General features: G+C 46.6%; 17 protein-coding genes and 1 pseudogene. 9 read left to right on the forward strand and 9 right to left on the reverse strand.

The features are described 5' to 3' along the window. Positions 1 to 131: 131 nt before the first annotated feature. The 3 genes from tnpC to tnpA are packed head-to-tail and all read right to left on the reverse strand — an operon-like array spanning position 132 to position 2445. Positions 132 to 1685, reverse strand: coding sequence for an IS66 family transposase (tnpC, locus tag NX722_RS14140; protein WP_262566696.1), 1554 nt, complete (start codon positions 1683 to 1685; stop codon positions 132 to 134). A 56-nt stretch (positions 1686 to 1741) separates the two neighbouring features. Beyond that, positions 1742 to 2101: an IS66 family insertion sequence element accessory protein TnpB gene (gene tnpB / locus NX722_RS14145; protein WP_262568545.1), complete on the reverse strand. Its 360-nt coding sequence runs from the start codon at positions 2099 to 2101 to the stop codon at positions 1742 to 1744. Beyond that, positions 2098 to 2445 carry an IS66 family insertion sequence element accessory protein TnpA gene (gene tnpA / locus NX722_RS14150; RefSeq protein ID WP_262568546.1) on the reverse strand — a complete coding sequence of 116 codons (348 nt, stop codon included), beginning with the start codon at positions 2443 to 2445 and terminating at the stop codon, positions 2098 to 2100. Before tnpA ends, tnpB begins: the two co-directional genes overlap by 4 nt. A gap of 382 nt (positions 2446 to 2827) precedes the next feature. On the opposite strand from tnpA, the gene NX722_RS14155 reads away from it, so the two are divergent. Together NX722_RS14155 and NX722_RS14160 are read left to right on the forward strand one after the other, a co-directional pair. After that, positions 2828 to 4395 (forward strand): IS3 family transposase gene (locus tag NX722_RS14155; RefSeq protein ID WP_262568548.1). Its coding sequence is split into 2 segments (ribosomal slippage): positions 2828 to 3290 and positions 3290 to 4395, totalling 1569 coding nucleotides; the frame shifts between segments, so codons are not numbered across the junction. A 646-nt stretch (positions 4396 to 5041) separates the two neighbouring features. After that, complete coding sequence (locus tag NX722_RS14160) at positions 5042 to 5998, forward strand: IS110 family RNA-guided transposase (protein WP_262568671.1); 957 nt, start codon at positions 5042 to 5044, stop codon at positions 5996 to 5998. A gap of 26 nt (positions 5999 to 6024) precedes the next feature. Here the strand turns inward: NX722_RS14160 and NX722_RS14165 are convergent, their stop codons facing one another. Continuing rightward, complete coding sequence (locus tag NX722_RS14165; protein WP_262568549.1) at positions 6025 to 6750, reverse strand: hypothetical protein; 726 nt, start codon at positions 6748 to 6750, stop codon at positions 6025 to 6027. A gap of 44 nt (positions 6751 to 6794) precedes the next feature. Here NX722_RS14165 and NX722_RS14170 point away from each other — a divergent pair. Then, a protein-coding gene (locus NX722_RS14170; RefSeq protein WP_262563791.1) for an ISNCY family transposase occupies positions 6795 to 8215 on the forward strand; the annotation gives its coding sequence in 2 pieces (ribosomal slippage) (positions 6795 to 7239 and positions 7239 to 8215; 1422 coding nt in all). Positions 8216 to 8644: 429 nt separating this feature from the next. Here the strand turns inward: NX722_RS14170 and NX722_RS14175 are convergent. Continuing rightward, entirely contained in the window at positions 8645 to 8932 is a 288-nt protein-coding gene (locus NX722_RS14175; RefSeq protein WP_262568551.1) for a helix-turn-helix domain-containing protein, read from the reverse strand. After that, the gene (locus NX722_RS14180) at positions 8925 to 9236 is read right to left on the reverse strand and encodes a type II toxin-antitoxin system RelE/ParE family toxin (RefSeq protein ID WP_262568552.1); all 312 of its coding nucleotides are present in this window, start codon (positions 9234 to 9236) and stop codon (positions 8925 to 8927) included. The genes NX722_RS14175 and NX722_RS14180 overlap by 8 nt, the downstream gene beginning before the upstream one ends. 161 nt (positions 9237 to 9397) lie before the next feature. Here NX722_RS14180 and NX722_RS14185 point away from each other — a divergent pair, with 161 nt between their 5' ends. The 4 genes from NX722_RS14185 (at position 9398) to NX722_RS14200 (ending at position 12576) form a co-directional block, all read left to right on the forward strand. Beyond that, complete coding sequence (locus tag NX722_RS14185) at positions 9398 to 9724, forward strand: hypothetical protein (protein WP_262568553.1); 327 nt, start codon at positions 9398 to 9400, stop codon at positions 9722 to 9724. A gap of 290 nt (positions 9725 to 10014) precedes the next feature. Then, positions 10015 to 10143 carry a hypothetical protein gene (locus NX722_RS14190; RefSeq protein WP_262568554.1) on the forward strand — a complete coding sequence of 43 codons (129 nt, stop codon included), beginning with the start codon at positions 10015 to 10017 and terminating at the stop codon, positions 10141 to 10143. A gap of 832 nt (positions 10144 to 10975) precedes the next feature. Next, entirely contained in the window at positions 10976 to 12238 is a 1263-nt protein-coding gene (gene ltrA, locus NX722_RS14195; protein ID WP_262565434.1) for a group II intron reverse transcriptase/maturase, read from the forward strand. A gap of 101 nt (positions 12239 to 12339) precedes the next feature. Continuing rightward, positions 12340 to 12576 (forward strand): hypothetical protein, encoded by a 237-nt coding sequence (locus NX722_RS14200; protein WP_262568555.1) that lies wholly within the window; start codon positions 12340 to 12342, stop codon positions 12574 to 12576. Positions 12577 to 13182: 606 nt separating this feature from the next. Here the strand turns inward: NX722_RS14200 and NX722_RS14205 are convergent. Continuing rightward, entirely contained in the window at positions 13183 to 13794 is a 612-nt protein-coding gene (locus NX722_RS14205) for a LysE/ArgO family amino acid transporter (RefSeq protein WP_262568556.1), read from the reverse strand. A gap of 325 nt (positions 13795 to 14119) precedes the next feature. On the opposite strand from NX722_RS14205, the pseudogene NX722_RS14210 reads away from it, so the two are divergent. Then, positions 14120 to 15077 (forward strand): annotated as a pseudogene (locus tag NX722_RS14210) (IS110 family RNA-guided transposase). A gap of 26 nt (positions 15078 to 15103) precedes the next feature. Here the strand turns inward: NX722_RS14210 and NX722_RS14215 are convergent. Both NX722_RS14215 and NX722_RS14220 read right to left on the reverse strand, forming a co-directional pair. Continuing rightward, positions 15104 to 15403: a helix-turn-helix domain-containing protein gene (locus tag NX722_RS14215; protein ID WP_262568557.1), complete on the reverse strand. Its 300-nt coding sequence runs from the start codon at positions 15401 to 15403 to the stop codon at positions 15104 to 15106. Continuing rightward, positions 15400 to 15723, reverse strand: coding sequence for a type II toxin-antitoxin system RelE/ParE family toxin (locus NX722_RS14220; protein ID WP_262568558.1), 324 nt, complete (start codon positions 15721 to 15723; stop codon positions 15400 to 15402). The genes NX722_RS14215 and NX722_RS14220 overlap by 4 nt, the downstream gene beginning before the upstream one ends. 358 nt (positions 15724 to 16081) lie before the next feature. Here NX722_RS14220 and NX722_RS14225 point away from each other — a divergent pair, with 358 nt between their 5' ends. Next, positions 16082 to 17038, forward strand: a complete 957-nt coding sequence (locus tag NX722_RS14225) for an IS110 family RNA-guided transposase (RefSeq protein WP_262568672.1) — start codon at positions 16082 to 16084, stop codon at positions 17036 to 17038. The last annotated feature ends 360 nt before the right edge of the window (positions 17039 to 17398 follow it).

Genomic DNA, 17398 nt, shown 5'->3' on the forward strand with positions numbered 1-17398 from the left:
TTGAACTTTCTCTATCTCAAGGTAAGCAAATTTAGGTTTATCTCTTTTATTCCTAACAGAAAAACCAAGAAGTTGAGTATAGAACTCGAAAGAAGTTTCAAAGGTAAGCGGTTGGGGAACTCCATCTACCCCTATTTCCACCAATCCGCTATTTTTAAATCATCCTGTGTGAGCTTCATAGGCAACAGGTGTTCGACACTGCTGCCTTTGGATAGCTGAGGTAATTTAGACAGTACGTAGCGGAACCATGCATAAGGCTCCAGACCGTTGGCTTTGGCCGTTTCGATCAGGCTGTACAACACTGCGCTGGCTTTGGCTCCATCTACGCATTGGGCGAAGAGCCAGTTTTTGCGACCGATCACAAAGGGTTTTATCGCTCGCTCTGCGGCATTGTTGTCAATGTCCAGCAGTCCGCTATCGAGGTAGCGCATCAGATAAGGCCACTGATTTTGCGCATAAGTAATGGCTTTGCCCAGCTTGTTTTTCGGGGCTATTTTCGGTTGCTGCCTGTCCAGCCATTTTTTCAGCTTATCCATAACCGGTCGGCTTTCCGATTGCCGGATCTGGAAGCGTTCTTCAACAGATTTGTCTTTGATCCTTCGCTCTATGGCGTAGAGCGTCTGGATCATGTTCAGCACCTGGGCCGGTTTGCTGATTTTAGTTTGCGGCCCACCCTTCTTTTTGGGGATGGCGTCCAGAGCTTCCTTGAATTTTCTGCGGGCGTGCGCCAGGCAGCCAACCAGTTTAATCTCCGGCTGCTTGCTGCTCAGGGTTTTATAGGCAGGTAAGCCGTCACACTGTAAATAGCCGCTAAAACCTGACAAAAACGCTTGTGGCCGTCCGTGATCCCGACCTGACTGGTAGTTGTACAACACAACGGGAGAGCCCAGCTGTCCTGTCGTACGATACAGCCACATGTAGGACTTGTTTTGCGGTGTACGATCAGGTTCGTTCAATACCTGTAGTGGTGTTTCATCCGCCTGGATGCATGGCTGCTTAACCAGCATCTTCTGTAAAGTGTCGTACAGTGGCTGAAGTAAAACCGACACCCTGATCATCCATTCAGCCATGGACGCACGACGGATTTCTACGCCCATGCGCTTGAGGATAAACTCCTGACGGTACAGTGGCAGGGCGTCACAGTATTTACTGGTGATAATCCAGGCCAGCAGGCCGGGGGTGGCAATACTCTTGGGGATAGGCAGTTTCGGCATCGGCGCGGTCTTGACGCCAGACTCGCACTCACAGCGATACTTTAACCGCTGAAATTCAATGACTTTAACCTGGGCCGGAACAATATCCAGCTTGCAGCTGCTTTCGTGACCAAACGCCTGAAGCTCTTTGCCACAGCAGTCGCATTGTTTTTCTTCTTCGGAGACATCCAGCGTTACAACATCACGGGGCAGGTCTTCAGATAATGTTTTTCTGACAGGCTTTTTCCGCTGGTGAGCCTCAATGGTTTGGGTTTCAGGCTCTTGCTCTTCTTCAGTGGCTTCTTCAGCCAGTTCTTCCGCTTCATTAAAGAGCAGTCCCTGATCTTCAAAACGTTCGCTGGAGGAACCAAATTTCTTATGCTGATATAACCGGAACTGTTCTTCATACCACGCCAGTTTCGTCTTCAGCTGGATAATTTCCAACTGAAGCGATTCAAAGGTCGGGCTGTCTGGCGTAGTGATCGTATTCATGTCGTTTATTATCCGACAGGCGCCCTGTAGTTTGCATTGAAGCAGGTCATGGCAATTTAAGCGGCAGGCTGATAGTGCAGAGGTTGATGGGCTTTTTTCTGCTCTACCGGCAACCCGTCCAGAAGCCAGTTCAGTTCTCGGCGTGTTAATGCGATGGCCTGATCCGGAGCACCCTGGCGAGGCCAGTTAAAACAGCCCTTTTCCAGGCGGCGATAGTAGAGCCAGAAGCCGTTGGTTTGCCAGTGCAGAATCTTGAGCTTATTGCGTCCCCGGTTGCAAAAGACAAACAGGCTTTCAGAAAACGGGTCCAGTTCCAGTACTTCACTGACGATGAGGGACAGGCCGTCAATGGACTTGCGCATATCCGTCACCCCGGGCACCAGATAAACGCTGAGAGATGAGGATGCACCAATCATGCGACCTCCAGAAGGTTGAGAACCTGCTTTAATGCACTTGGGTCAAACCCGGCGACCAGCTCAATCCGAAAGCCTCCGGGGCTGATAAGGGAGATACCTGTTTCAGTTGTTTCTGCGGGTGTCTGTTTTTTGCTGACTGGTTCTTCTGCAATAGAAACAGGAATCAGGGGTTGTGAATCCTGAACTGGCTCAATGACAGCCTGGTTGAAGTGACGTCGCTTGTGATAGCCGAACGTTTTGACCGAAAGCTGATGCTTCCGGGCGTATTCCGTCTGGGACAGGCCGCTTTTATTCCAGGCGTGGATGTGGTTTTTCCAGAAATCGTTGGTGCGATAGGTTGTCATGACTGCTTCCTACAGTTTGGAAGCATTAGTGTTCAGGATTTTAAAGCAGTCTGGTAGATGGAGTTAGCCTGACGCTTACTTTCAAAGCAAGTTACTGAAAGCTCAGGAACCATTACATTCCAATACTCACTCATGCAAATTCCATATTAGTTTTGGTTGATGTAGAAGTGTTATAACGCCTGGTTCAGCCGCGTGCCGAAGGCACGTCGGGTGAGCGAAGCGAACGAACTGCAACCATTTTTTAGCTGTAGCATTTAAAGAATGAACTTGAGCATTTTTGCCCAACATTTTTTTCTCTGAACTGGCCAACCCCCTGTGTCAGCATAGTTGTCGCCTCTTCTGATTTATCTTCAAAAGACAGGGGGCGGTCAGTGAGCATTCAATGACTCGTTATTCAGAAGAGTTCAGGGCATCCGTCGTGCAAAAGATGATGCCTCCCAATAATGTACCTGTTGCCCAGTTAGCCCGTGAGACTGGCATCACTGAGGCAACCCTGTACACTTGGCGGAAAAAGACAAGAGCGCAAGGAGTGCCTGTGCCTGGTGATGGTTTGAACCCTGAACAGTGGCGTTCAGAAGATAAGTTCGCTGTCGTGCTTGAGACAGCGGTGTTGAATGAAGCAGAACTATCTGAGTACTGTCGTAAAAAAGGCCTGTTTCCAGAGCAGGTTGCCCAGTGGAAGCAAGTCTGCCTAACAGCCAATGCTGAGGCAGCTGAGCAGCGCAAACAATTGGCAGAAGAGCGCAAGCAGGATAAGAAAAAAATCAATGTTCTGGAACGTGAGCTGAACCGCAAAGACAAGGCCCTGGCTGAAACGGCTGCTTTGCTGGTACTGGCAAAAAAGGCCCGCGCGATCTGGGGGGAACGCGAGGACGACTGATTAGCCACCCAGATCGCAAGGAAGCTGTAAAACTCATTGATCAGGCCAGAGCCGCAGGGGCAAGGCAATCTGCGGCCTGCAAAATACTTGGACTTTCTGAGCGCACTTACCAACGCTGGAAGCAGGAGAAGACCGTGAAGGTTGACCAGAGAAAAAATGCTGACAGACCCGCACCGGCTAACAAGCTGACTGAGGCTGAATGCCAGGCCATTCTGAAGGTCTGTAATGAGCCTCGATTCCAGAGTCTGCCACCCAGCCAGATCGTGACGACATTACTGGATGAGGGGTATTATATCGCCTCTGTATCCTCCTATTACCGTGTATTAAAGGCTGCAAACCAGCAGCATCGGCGTGGCAGGGCAAGCGCTTCCGGAGGCCGTAAACCATCGTCGTATGTGGCTACAAAGCCAAATCAGGTGTGGACCTGGGACATAACTTATCTGCGCTCAAATATCAGAGGTGAATACTACTACCTGTACATGGTCGAAGATATTTTCAGTCGTATGATTGTGGCCTGGGAGATTCATGAGGCTGAATCTGCCGACTACGCTGCCGGGATGATCAGCAAGGCCTGCCTCAGGCATGGCATTAGCCTGCAGGATCAACCTCTGGTTCTGCACTCGGACAATGGCAGTCCGATGAAAGGGGCTAATATGCTGTCTACCGTGCAGCGTCTGGGGGTCGTGCCCTCATTCAGCAGGCCAAGGGTTAGCAATGACAATCCGTTCTCAGAGTCAACATTCAGAACGATGAAGTACCGCCCTGATTACCCGTCAAAGCCTTTTGCAAGCTTGGTCGAAGCAAGGAAGTGGACTTCGGGTTTTGTTGCCTGGTACAACACAGAACACAAGCACAGCAGCCTGAAATTTGTTACACCAGCCCAAAGGCATCATGGGCAAGCTGAAGAGCTTCTGGAGCAACGTAAAAAGCTGATGGAGCAAGCAAAAATGAAGACCCCTGAAAGATGGGGGCAAAGAGCAATCCGAGACTGGTCACTGCCAAATGAGGTCTGGTTGAATCCTGATCGACCTGAGGCGGGTAATGAGACCAGTATCAAGGAAGTGGCGTGAGGTGGAGGCGACATCTTTGTTGACAAACACCGCCAATGGCACAGAATCAAAAGGTTGAGAAGCAGCATAAACCAGAGATTTTATGCCCCAGAGACAGACTCTGGTGTTTGCGCTGGCGTTGCACGAGGGAAAAAAACACTGAACCCGCTTGCCGACCACAAGCTCAGGAGGTGATGCGAATGGAATGAGCCAAAAACTCTTGATTCGATGGTCGGCATTGCACGCTGGAAAGTGCACCGCCCTCTCTCGCCAGCTTGTACTGAACCTGACTTGCTGAGTTTTTCTGCTTTGCTGAAAGCAGCTCAGAACCAAAAACTTGACGACAAGAACACAGTAACGGATGAAAACCATTCACTGAACTCTGGCTACAGCTAACGCCTGGTTCAGCCGCGTGCCGAAGGCACGTCGGGTGAGCGAAGCGAACGAACTGCAACCATTTGTATGGATAATGATTAACGAAACAGGGTAATGTGAGACCCAAGCTTTAGCAGCAACTAAAGCCTTCTTATACAGCAGTTCGATGGAACTTTGGCTCCTCAGTTGAGAGACCGGTAACAAGTAAGAACGCTGCATAAGACTCCAAGCATCAAGTTCGGATAGTCAGAGGGGCCTCGAGCCCGAATTAGCAAGGCAGAACCAGCTTATGATGAATAACAAAAATAATCAAAATCCAGTTACCGTGGGAGTCGATACAGGCAAGTCTCAACTGGACATATACATACGTCCTCTGGACATCTATTTCTCCGTCAGCAATGATGAAAAAGGTGTTCAGGAAGCCATCAAACAAATCAAAAAACATAAACCTGAACGGATTGCAATCGAAGCAACAGGTAGGCTTGAACACCTTTTCATTATGAGCTGTTCAAAAGCGAAGCTCCCCTTCGTTGTTGCCAACCCTGCCCACATTAAAAAATTTGCGGGTGCCATTGGACGGTTGGCAAAAACAGACAAACTGGATGCACAGCTCATCGCTCATTATGGTGAAGCGATAAAGCCAGCACTATCTGAACTGAAGCCCGAGGCTCTGCAGCAGATGAGCGATTTGCTAGCTCGTAGAAGGCAGCTAATCGAGATGCAGACGATGGAGAAGAATCGTCGGCAGATCATGCCCAAAAAAGTCAGCCGCCTCATAACTCCAGTGTTAACGGTACTGGGAAAGCAGATTGAGAAAGTAGATCAAATGCTGCTGAAACTGATTGCAGTCTGTCCTGAATACCAGTCGAAATTCGACATCATCCACAGTGTTCCTGGCATTGGGAAAGTAGTTACATTCAGCCTACTCAGTGACATGCCAGAACTAGGTTATTTGACGAACAAACAAGCTGCAGCACTGATCGGAGTAGCACCGATAAACAGAGAGAGTGGAGCCTATCAGGGGCAACGCAAAATCAAAGGTGGCCGCCACAAAATTCGTACCGTTATGTTCATGGCTATGATGTCTGCAATCCAGTGTAACCCTGTTTTTAAGTCGACCTATGAACGACTACTGAGTACAGGAAAAGCAAAGAAAACAGCTCTCATCGCCTGTGTGAGAAAGATGATTGTTATCGTGAATTCTATGGTCAGGGATGGGGCTCAGTGGAACCCCAATATTGCTGGATAAAATGTAGTTGACACCATAGTCACTTGTTATGCGTTCTCTCTCGTTTTAGATTCGCCTTTTATATGTTCGATAACTTCTTTTCTAAATTCTGCATGCCCATGCTGGGCTCGTGGATGAGCTATTCGGAAGCACTTTTTGTTTGCAGCGTTAAACTCCCAGATTTTTTTAGGATTGACCCTGATTGTTTCATAGCCATTGAAATGACGATTAAACAGCTCTTTGATTATAGGATCAATTCCTCTATAACCAGTAGCGAATATAATGTAATCTGGTTCAAAAAAACGAATTTGAGATGCTAATAACTCTAATGAAATACCTGTTATTATCTTAAGCTCTTCTTCTGGTCTTTCTAAGGGAGATTTTTTGTTATAATCCCATGCGAATAAATTGGCATAGATCATTCCTTCTGGTGATAAATCTAGCTCTTTAGAAACTTTATTATAGTAATGTTGAAACTTACTACTATGCCTTTTTTTGATTGTGCCATCAGGGCTATTTTTCAAATGCCAACTATACCTAAAGAAAGACTCTTCAATAATTTCATCAATTAATCCGTCATTGTTCTTATCAATTATTCTTCTTAATTTATTTTTATTATTATTTGTATTCCAACCTGCTGTTTCTCTACCAATAATCATTACTTTTGGGCTAGATTTCTCATATGCTTTGAAATGAAATGGTAAGAATACACCTGAATATTTAGTGCCTGTCCGAAAACCCTCAAGCCCTTGAAAAACACAGCCTGAGGCCAAATATAATACTCGAAGATTTTCCCAGACAGGCTGTTTTCGAGTTTATGCGTCAAACCATTAATCCACAAATGCAGTTGGGCGAGGTTGATATCTCCGCCATCACATTCAACCCCAAGTCCAGAGATGATATTCCCCGGCTTTTGCGGGGCTTGCAGCACATATGGGTTACACCTGATCTGAGAGAGCAGGTCTTTCAAGTTCTTGAAAGTATGATTCCTGCCAGCAGTAATAATGGTCGTCCCGGTATGGATCTCTGGAACATACTGGTGTTTGGCACCCTGCGGCTGGTCACTAACTGTGATTATGACCGTCTTCAGGAGCTGGCCAATGAACACGGCACGCTACGGAAAATGCTTGGGCACGGTCCTTACTGCACGCACTCTTATCATATCCAGACATTGCAGGATAATATCAGCCTGTTCACGCCCGAAATACTGGACCAGGTAAACCAGATTGTCGTGGCAGCAGGCCATCAACTGGTTAAAAAAAAGATGAGCCGCTATATGGCCGTGCCGATTCGTTTGTAGTCAAGACCGATGTTCATTTTCCCACAGACATCAGCCTGTTAAACGATGCCTGTCGTAAGGCTATTGAGTTTGCGTCCACCCTGGCTGGCCAGTACCAGTTACCAGCGTGGCGTCAGCGGGAATACCTGAAAAAACAGCATCGAAAGCGCTATCACAAGGTGCGGAATCTGAAACATTCCGTTGCTGCCTGCGAGTTTAAACAGCGGTCACGTCAGCACGATATTGAAACGGCACACCTTGAATACATTAAGTACAGTCTCGACATTATCCGCAAGGCAGAAAGCACAGCTGCCCTGGTAGAAAAAAGCGCCCCCGATGAGTCTGCGCTGGAGAATCTCAAATACTACATTGCCCACAGTCGTCACCAGATTAATCTGATTTATCGTCGGGTGATCGAGCATCAGCAGATTCCTCACAGCGACAAGGTGTTCTCGATTTTTGAACCCCACACAGAATGGATCAGCAAGGGTAAAGCCGGAGTTCCTGTAGAGTTGGGGTTGCGGGTATGCGTACTGCAAGACCAGTTTGGCTTCACGCTGAATCACCATGTGATGCAAAAGCAGACAGACGATCAGGTTGCAGTGCCTATCGCAAAAGGAGCAAAACAACGCTTTCCCATGCTGAGCCAGGTCAGTTATGACAAAGGGTTCTGGAGCCCCGCCAACCTTGAGGAACTTGATGGCTTTCTGGAACGAACCATTCTGCCGAAGAAAGGCAGGCTTTCCGCAGAAGACAAAAAACGAGAGCACCACCTTGAGTTTACCCGGGCAAAAAGAAAGCATTCCGCCGTAGAGTCTGACATTAATGCTCTGGAAGCCAATGGCCTCGATAAATGTCCGGACAAGGGCATTGATGCCTTCAAGCGCTATGTTGCCCTTGCGGTTGTGGGTGGCAACCTGAAGCGCTTGGGCAGGATTTTACAAGAACGGGATTTTTAGCCCTACTGACAGCAGTCTTTTGCCGTCCGAAATTTGATCATGGGTGCATGAGGGTTCTGCACGTTCGTAAAATGGCAGTTTTGGCTATTTTGCAAGCACTTTGATCAAGAAGTGCCCTATAAGCGAGACTCTGATAATGCTTGCGGAGCAGTTCTACTGTTTGATGAATGTCAGTGACTCAATTTTCATAGGTTTTCTGACAGGCACTATTTATCACCAATAAATCCATACTTATCATTGTCAATCTTGCTCAAAATTCTACGATAGCTTTCTTTTAGTTCTTCAATATCCATATCAGTTTCACTTTTTAGATTGTTTTTTGGTATGAACGCATAACGCCTGCTTCAGCCGCGCCGCCGACGGCGGCGTCGGGTGGAGGGGCACAGCCCCGGAACGAACTGGAAGCATTTGTTATGCCCCGTGTAGGGATTAGCGCAGTTCTTGGAAAACTTCTGGGCATTGTTCGGCAATGCGTAATAAAGCTTTCGCAGGCCCTTGCGGTGTTCTTCGACCTTGCTCCCAATCCTGTATGGTTCGGATACTAACACCCATGAAACCAGCAAAAGCTGACTGTGATAATTGCAACTTTTGCCTTATCTCTTTGGTGGGTGAAGGGTCTGAAAGAATCGAGGTTTTCAGTTTACCTTCACCGGATTTAAATGCCTTAATTTCTTCGATGCCATCAAGAATTTCTTGACCGATATCACGTTCACTCATTTTCGATAGCCTCCGCAATTTTTTTGAGAATATGCCCAGGAATGGAGGCTCGTTCAGATTTACTGTACATTGTGAGCATCCATATTTCATGGTCACTCTTTTTCCAGTAATAAATTACTCGAACTCCACCACTTTTTCCTTTGCCTTCTGGTGCCCAACGCACCTTTCTAACGCCACCGCTACCACGGACAATATCACCAGAATCAGGTTTTTCCTGAAGGTGCCATTGCAACATTCTGTATTCATCGTCAGACAAATACTCTGAGAGTAGCTTGGTGAATTTGGTTGTTTCGATGAAAATCATAGATTGAAAATATACGGCAATGCCGTATTTGTCAAATCCTGATTTTCCTCATTTTTCTGTGAGTTGAGATTAGGGGCATAACGCCGTTTTCAGGGGTGCGACCATCGGGAGCATCCCTTGGAAAACATTGTTATACGGCGATAGGTTTCAACTGGAGAATAATGATGGAAATGGGACAGATATTTGAAAATGGTTTGCGTTACTTACTTCTTTTTAATCCAGTCAGGGTTCACGAACTGGATAAAAAGAAGATTGAAATTAATGTATATGACTACGATGGAAGGATTGAGGCAAAAGCATTCCATAAAACAGTGATGGCACTGAAATCGCGTGAACCGTTAAGCGTATTGGTAGCCAAGTCATACGGAACAGATTGGGGAAGGATTATCCAAAAAATCACAACAGAAAACTCAAAAAATTTCGACCCTGAAACCCTGAGTTATCATTATCACGTAGCTGCTTATGATCTTTATCTGACTGGGAAATAGCCGTATAACGCCTGGTTCAGCCGCGTGCCGAAGGCACGTCGGGTGAGCGAAGCGAAGGAACTGCAACCATTTGTTAGCTGTTCCTTCCAAACTGTGAACTTGCGTATTTTTGCCCAATATTATCGACTCTGAACTCAACCAGCGACTCTGAACCAAAATGCTACAAATTTCACAGACCTTGAGCTTATTTGCCCCAGAGACAAACCCTGTTGCCTATTCTGGCGTTGCACGAAGTAAAGAAACTCTGAACCTGCTTGCCGACCACTAACTCAGGAGGTGGTGCGAATGGAATGAGCCAAAAACTCTTGATTCGATGGTCGGCATTGCACGCTGGAAAAAGCAATAAGCCTGATCGCCAGATTGCACAGAACCAAAGAAGTCTTTTGCTGATGAACGCTACCACCTACCAGCAAAGATAAAACTTACAGTACATTCCTTTGCGCCTTTAGGGCTGACATGGATGAAAAATATACGACAGTTCCCAATCGCTAACTTTGTACGCAGAGAATACTGGTTTCAGGTGTTGATTTCGAGGGTTATATGAAATAAAAACAGCCTCTTGCTGTTGAGTAAGGAAAGCCACTGAAGTTTAGGAACAGCTAACGCCTTTATCAACGGTGTGCCGAAGGCACATCCGTTGGATAAAATTGGTACGCCCGGCATGGGCATGAACTTATGGGGTGAAAGTCCCCTGTGGGTAAACCAGCATCGGATCTGGAGCCGAATAAGCCCACCGATGATAACCACTAGCTTAAGGCAAGTGCAATCTCACGAGGGGTTGTGCGGAGGCAGTCTGACTGCAAAAGTGCGAGCCGACGGACAGAAATCGTATACAAGGCCGAGTCTCGTGGGCGAGTGAGCCAAGGATCACAAAGCCCTCTGGTTTGAGAGATACGGTAAATGCGGCGGTTGTGTACTGAAAGTTCATGCTCTTATCCGGGGAGGTCTGTTCAACATGCGATTGGTCAATCCCAGTTCTCAGCCACTGGTTACAACAGGCTCGGCGGACAGGGTTCATCACCCTGTTCGAGCAAACCCGATGACCACCAATAGCGCCTGCAGAAGTAATTCTGTGTGGTGATTGAACAGAAGTCAGCAGACGTCATAGTAGTTGTTCGACAGAAGTCGTTAATCCGATTGGAAGTCGTCAACGAAGGACTGAACACCGACGAAAAGAGGAGACTGATTCCCTCAACACAGTGCAGCCGTCCGGCGACTCACTGGAGTTGGCGAAAGAATCTTTAACCAGCTTTGAACCACGATCTACTGAGTTGCGCACTGGAACCTGCCAATTTGCTGAAAGCATGGAAACAAGTCAGAAGTAACAAAGGGGCTCCCGGAATAGATGGGATCACCATTAAAGCCTATCCTGACTTTGCCCGTCAGCACTGGCCTTCAGCGCGCCAAGCCTTACTCAATGGGACTTACAGACCATCTCCCGTCCTTCGGGCTGTTATAGAAAAGCCCGATGGTGGAGAACGGTTGCTGGGCATCCCGACAGTCATGGATCGAGTGATACAACAGGCCATTGTGCAGGTATTATCACCCATCTTTGATCCTGACTTCTCTCCCAGCAGCTTCGGTTACAGACCGGGAAGGTCTGCACAAGACGCTGTACAACAGGTTAATCGATACATTAAGCAGGGGCTGCATCAGGCGGTTGATGTTGATCTGAGTAAATTCTTTGATACGGTCAGCCATGATGTTCTTATGTCGAGAGTCTCTCGAAAGATTCACGACAAGCGTCTGTTGAAGCTGATTGGCCGCTACCTTCGTGCTGGCGTCATGGTTGATGGGCAATGCTACCCAACCCGGGTAGGTATGCCACAAGGCGGTCCACTTTCACCGCTGCTGTCGAATGTCCTTCTCGATGACCTGGACAAGGAACTGGAGTACCGGGGGCATTGCTTCGCACGCTACTGCGATGACTTTGTGATCCTCGTTGGCAGCCAGCGAGCCGGGGAGCGAGTGATGGAAAGCATCACACGTTACCTTGAGCGCAAGCTGAAACTGAGGATAAACCCGACAAAGAGCAAGGTGGTGAAAGCTACCGAAGCTGAGTTCCTGAGTTTTACCTTCACAGGGAAGCGAATCCGCTGGTCGGAGAAGAGTCTGAACCGCTTCAGGCGAAAAATCCTGAAACTCACCAGCCGAAGCTGGGGAGTATCGATGGAATATCGCTTGAAGAAGCTGGCCGAATATATCCGGGGCTGGATGGGTTATTTCAGGATAACCGAATATTACAGTCCTATACCGCGACTGGATCAATGGATACGTCGGCGGATTCGCTGTTGTTTTATCAAACAATGGCGAAAGCCGAAAACCCGTTACAGAAATTTGATCAGGTTAGGTGTTGATCACATCAAGGCCGCCTCGATTGCAGCCAGTAGCAAAGGGTATTACCGGCTAAGCAAAACCTATGCGGCACAGTTAGCATTAAACGACAGTTTTCTCAGTAAACTCGGGCTTGTTTCCCTGAAAGACTTGTGGATCAGGTTTCACCACCCTCGGTGAATCGCCCGGTGCGGACCCGCACGCCGGTGTGATGTGGGGGCTGGAGGTTAGAGACCTCCGGCTACCCGATTTATGCGACGACCGACATAAGGAATGAATTTATGGGCGACATGGCAGAAGATTTCAAGCTCCTAAAGAAACTTAACAAAGAGCGCAAACAACGAAACCTTGAGAATGCCAGCAAAGAAGGTTGGCATTTGCACACTGAGTATCACTGGTCAAGAACACTGAATGGAAAACGCCTGGACTACTGGCCTTCCAGAAATAAATTTATGTATGAAGGCAAAGTAATGGTCGGTGACGTGGAAGGGTTTATCAGAAACCGAGAAGGCGCATAACGCCTGGTTCAGCCGCGTGCCGAAGGCACGTCGGGTGAGCGAAGCGAACGAACTACAACCATTTGTTATGCGGATTTGCTTTACTCGGATTCTGTTGCTGGGCAAGAACTTTGCCACCGTTGCGAAACCTGTTGAGATTTTCTCGGAACCTGCCAACAGCACTGAAACAGAAAATTCATTACTGGCGTTGCACGAACACAGATCTTGCTTGCCAGCCGGGCACAGACTAACGCCAACAAGGCGCACAGAAACCATGTGCTGCCATGCCAAGCGGTAAGCACTCGGAAGCTGCGGCCAGCTTGTTTGAGCTTTGCCAAACATTCTGAACTCCGGGCTGGCGTGCCTCCCTGCCGCTACCGGGCACGAAACCATCTTGGCAGCGGGGAAGAGAACTGAACTTTCTGCTGGCATTGCACGACACTGATTATTGGTTGGCACAGAGTCAATTCGCCAGCTTGGGAAAGGCTCGCAAACCCAAATTCTCAACAAATCTGAAGTTTACGACAGAAATCATATGTTGAGTTTATCCGCATAACGCCTGGTTCAGCCGCGTGCCGAAGGCACGTCGGGTGAGCGAAGCGAACGAACTGCAACTGCAACCATTTGTTAGGTGCTTTGCACGCCTCTGATTAGAAGAATTGCTATTGATAGCATTACTATCCCAATAATAAATTCTAGGATTTTCCATGCAAATGGATTACTGAAAATTGGAGCAAGAACTTTTGCTCCATAACCTAAAATAAAAAAGAAAATGAATGATGCTGTAATAGCACCTAGGCCAAAAACAAACTCATATGGCTGATACTGACTTGATATAGAACCTAAAAGAATAACTGTGTCAAGATATACATGAGGGTTTAACCATGTAAATGCTAGACATATAATTACTGTTTTAGATAGTGATTTATTTGATGAACCTTCTGGTTTTAAATAGTGATTTTCACTCAATGCTGATTTAAAACTGATGAGAGAATAAATAAACAAAAAGGATGCCCCGCCATAGCGAGCAATAATTTCTATTGATGGAATCTCTTTAACAATCACTCCAAACCCGGTAACACCTAATGCAATTAAAATGGCATCAGAAATAGAACAGATTAAACACACGAAAAATAAATAATGATTTTTTATACCTTGTTTAAGGACAAAAGCATTTTGAGAGCCTATTGCGAGAATTAAAGATAATCCAAGTGAAAAACCAGAAAAGAAAGTAAGCATTAATTTTTCTTCTTGTTATTAAAATGACGATTTCGTTTAAGCACCTAACGCCTGGTTAAGCCGCGTGCCGAAGGCACGTCGGGTGGAGGGCGAAGCCCGGAACGAACTTGAACCATTTGTATGGATAATGATTAACGAAACAGGGTAATGTGAGACCCAAGCTTTAGCAGCAACTAAAGCCTTCTTATACAGCAGTTCGATGGAACTTTGGCTCCTCAGTTGAGAGACCGGTAACAAGTAAGAACGCTGCATAAGACTCCAAGCATCAAGTTCGGATAGTCAGAGGGGCCTCGAGCCCGAATTAGCAAGGCAGAACCAGCTTATGATGAATAACAAAAATAATCAAAATCCAGTTACTGTGGGAGTCGATACAGGCAAGTCTCAACTGGACATATACATACGCCCTCTGGACATCTATTTCTCCGTCAGCAATGATGAAAAAGGTGTTCAGGAAGCCATCAAACAAATCAAAAAACATAAACCTGAACGGATTGTAATCGAAGCAACAGGTAGGCTTGAACACCTTTTCATTATGAGCTGTTCAAAAGCGAAGCTCCCTCTTCGTTGTTGCCAACCCTGCCCACATTAAAAAATTTGCGGGTGCCATTGGACGGTTGGCAAAAACAGACAAACTGGATGCACAGCTCATCGCTCATTATGGTGAAGCGATAAAGCCAGCACTATCTGAACTGAAGCCCGAGGCTCTGCAGCAGATGAGCGATTTGCTAGCTCGTAGAAGGCAGCTGATCGAGATGCAGACGATGGAGAAGAATCGTCGGCAGATCATGCCCAAAAAAGTCAGCCGCCTCATAACTCCAGTGTTAACGGTACTGGGAAAGCAGATTGAAAAAGTAGATCAAATGCTGCTGAAACTGATTGCAGACTGTCCTGAATACCAGTCGAAATTCGACATCATCCACAGTGTTCCTGGCATTGGGAAAGTAGTTACATTCAGCCTACTCAGTGACATGCCAGAGCTAGGTTATTTGACGAACAAACAAGCTGCAGCACTGATCGGAGTAGCACCGATAAACAGAGAGAGTGGAGCCTATCAGGGGCAACGCAAAATCAAAGGTGGCCGCCACAAAATTCGTACCGTTATGTTTATGGCTATGATGTCTGCAATCCAGTGTAACCCTGTTTTTAAGTCGACCTATGAACGACTACTGAGTACAGGAAAAGCAAAGAAAACAGCTCTCATCGCCTGTGTGAGAAAGATGATTGTTATCGTGAATTCTATGGTCAGGGATGGGGCTCAATGGAACCCCAATATTGCTGGATAAAATGTAGTTGACACCATAGTCACTTGTTATGTTGCAGCTTGTGGCACAAAGCTGATTTTTACCTTGTAACCAATCGCCTTTGCATAATCTTCGATTGTGGAAAGCTTGGGAGATGTTCTTGAATTAACATTCTCTAAGCGAGAAATATTACTTTTCTGAGTATGCAAAATCTCCGCTAACTCTTCTTGGGTTAAACCTGCTTCCTTGCGGAGAGCTATAAGCTGCTTACGCAACTCGTAGGCGAGTTCCAGTTCCTCATATTCAGCTCTTACTTCTGGGTCTTTAAGAGCTTTTTTCTTGAAATCAGAAAATGTTGGTCTTGTCATTTTTTGACCTCCTTCATTCGCTTTCTGGCAAGCTCCAGCTCTTTTTTGGGCGTTTTCTGAGTCTTTTTGATGAAGGAGTTAAGAACAATAACTTCTTGTCCCTTAACATGACAGAACAGAGAACGACCAATACCTTCTTTGCCTTTTGCTCTAATCTCGAAGAGACCATCACCCATTGGAGCTGTATATGGCTTGCCGAGAGCAGGACCAAATTCTTCAATCATTTCAGCTATATGGATGAAGTTAGCCAAGATTCCCGTAGGAAACCCCAGAGTCTCTTCCTCTACTTTCTTGCTGTAAAACGTGATACGCCACTTCATACAGAAAGGTTATCATATTTGATAACTCTTGCAAGAAATAGTTCCCTGAGATTTATGAGGGATTGGCTGCTGCAACATAACGCCTGGTTAAGCCGCGTGCCGAAGGCACGTCGGGCGGAGGGGCGAAGCCCCGGAGCAAACTTGAACCATTGTATGGATAATGATTAACGAAACAGGGTAATGTGAGACCCAAGCTTTAGCAGCAACTAAAGCCTTCTTATACAGCAGTTCGATGGAACTTTGGCTCCTCAGTTGAGAGGCCGGTAACAAGTAAGAACGCTGCATAAGACTCCAAGCATCAAGTTCGGATAGTCAGAGGAGCCTCGAGCCCGAATTAGCAAGGCAGAACCAGCTTATGATGAATAACAAAAATAATCAAAATCCAGTTACCGTGGGAGTCGATACAGGCAAGTCTCAACTGGACATATACATACGTCCTCTGGACATCTATTTCTCCGTCAGCAATGATGAAAAAGGTGTTCAGGAAGCCATCAAACAAATCAAAAAACATAAACCTGAACGGATTGTAATCGAAGCAACAGGTAGGCTTGAACACCTTTTCATTATGAGCTGTTCAAAAGCGAAGCTCCCCTTCGTTGTTGCCAACCCTGCCCACATTAAAAAATTTGCGGGTGCCATTGGACGGTTGGCAAAAACAGACAAACTGGATGCACAGCTCATCGCTCATTATGGTGAAGCGATAAAGCCAGCACTATCTGAACTGAAGCCTGAGGCTCTGCAGCAGATGAGTGATTTGCTTGCTCGTAGAAGGCAGCTAATCGAGATGCAGACGATGGAGAAGAATCGTCGGCAGGTCATGCCCAAAAAAGTCAGCCGCCTCATAACTCCAGTGTTAACGGTACTGGGAAAGCAGATTGAGAAAGTAGATCAAATGCTGCTGAAACTGATTGCAGTCTGTCCTGAATACCAGTCGAAATTCGACATCATCCACAGTGTTCCTGGCATTGGGAAAGTAGTTACATTCAGCCTACTCAGTGACATGCCAGAACTAGGTTATTTGACGAACAAACAAGCTGCAGCACTGATCGGAGTAGCACCGATAAACAGAGAGAGTGGAGCCTATCAGGGGCAACGCAAAATCAAAGGTGGCCGCCACAAAATTCGTACCGTTATGTTCATGGCTATGATGTCTGCAATCCAGTGTAACCCTGTTTTTAAGTCGACCTATGAACGACTACTGAGTACAGGAAAAGCAAAGAAAACAGCTCTCATCGCCTGTGTGAGAAAGATGATTGTTATCGTGAATTCTATGGTCAGGGATGGGGCTCAGTGGAACCCCAATATTGCTGGATAAAATGTAGTTGACACCATAGTCACTTGTTAGGTGCCCTTGCAACTCCATTGTTGTTTATTGGCACCCAACTTGAAACAACTCCTCTTGCCGTTTGCTGCGGACTCACCGCTATAAACTGCTGAGTAAGGCAGAGGAGTTGAATTTAAACTCTGAGACAAAAAAGTATAGAGCTTTTTGAAGCTCAACCGTGGAACCGATCCCAAAACCATCAAGTTAACATGAGCCCACTATCAGCATTTGCTGAGAAGGTACCAAGTTAATACTGCCGTAACCCGTTTCTTTAAATGAGAACCAAAACTTACTCGCCAGAAACACTGAAGTTTCACCAAGCCTGAGGGAGATTCATTCGTCCCAAGGTGC

Source organism: Endozoicomonas gorgoniicola (assembly GCF_025562715.2).
In the GTDB taxonomy this organism is placed as follows: Bacteria; Pseudomonadota; Gammaproteobacteria; order Pseudomonadales; family Endozoicomonadaceae; genus Endozoicomonas_A; species Endozoicomonas_A gorgoniicola.

What these genes read in the sequence shown, in the direction of transcription:
- NX722_RS14215 (WP_262568557.1), bottom strand. Translation starts at nt 15,403, where the DNA reads ATGACAAGACCAACATTTTCTGATTTCAAGAAAAAAGCTCTTAAAGAC.
- tnpA (WP_262568546.1), bottom strand. Translation starts at nt 2,445, where the DNA reads ATGACAACCTATCGCACCAACGATTTCTGGAAAAACCACATCCACGCC.
- NX722_RS14175 (WP_262568551.1), bottom strand. Translation starts at nt 8,932, where the DNA reads ATGAGTGAACGTGATATCGGTCAAGAAATTCTTGATGGCATCGAAGAA.
- NX722_RS14200 (WP_262568555.1), top strand. Translation starts at nt 12,340, where the DNA reads ATGGGCGACATGGCAGAAGATTTCAAGCTCCTAAAGAAACTTAACAAA.
- NX722_RS14220 (WP_262568558.1), bottom strand. Translation starts at nt 15,723, where the DNA reads ATGAAGTGGCGTATCACGTTTTACAGCAAGAAAGTAGAGGAAGAGACT.
- NX722_RS14160 (WP_262568671.1), top strand. Translation starts at nt 5,042, where the DNA reads ATGAATAACAAAAATAATCAAAATCCAGTTACCGTGGGAGTCGATACA.
- NX722_RS14225 (WP_262568672.1), top strand. Translation starts at nt 16,082, where the DNA reads ATGAATAACAAAAATAATCAAAATCCAGTTACCGTGGGAGTCGATACA.
- tnpB (WP_262568545.1), bottom strand. Translation starts at nt 2,101, where the DNA reads ATGATTGGTGCATCCTCATCTCTCAGCGTTTATCTGGTGCCCGGGGTG.
- tnpC (WP_262566696.1), bottom strand. Translation starts at nt 1,685, where the DNA reads ATGAATACGATCACTACGCCAGACAGCCCGACCTTTGAATCGCTTCAG.
- NX722_RS14180 (WP_262568552.1), bottom strand. Translation starts at nt 9,236, where the DNA reads ATGATTTTCATCGAAACAACCAAATTCACCAAGCTACTCTCAGAGTAT.
- NX722_RS14190 (WP_262568554.1), top strand. Translation starts at nt 10,015, where the DNA reads ATGAGCCAAAAACTCTTGATTCGATGGTCGGCATTGCACGCTGGAAAA.
- NX722_RS14205 (WP_262568556.1), bottom strand. Translation starts at nt 13,794, where the DNA reads ATGCTTACTTTCTTTTCTGGTTTTTCACTTGGATTATCTTTAATTCTC.
- NX722_RS14185 (WP_262568553.1), top strand. Translation starts at nt 9,398, where the DNA reads ATGATGGAAATGGGACAGATATTTGAAAATGGTTTGCGTTACTTACTT.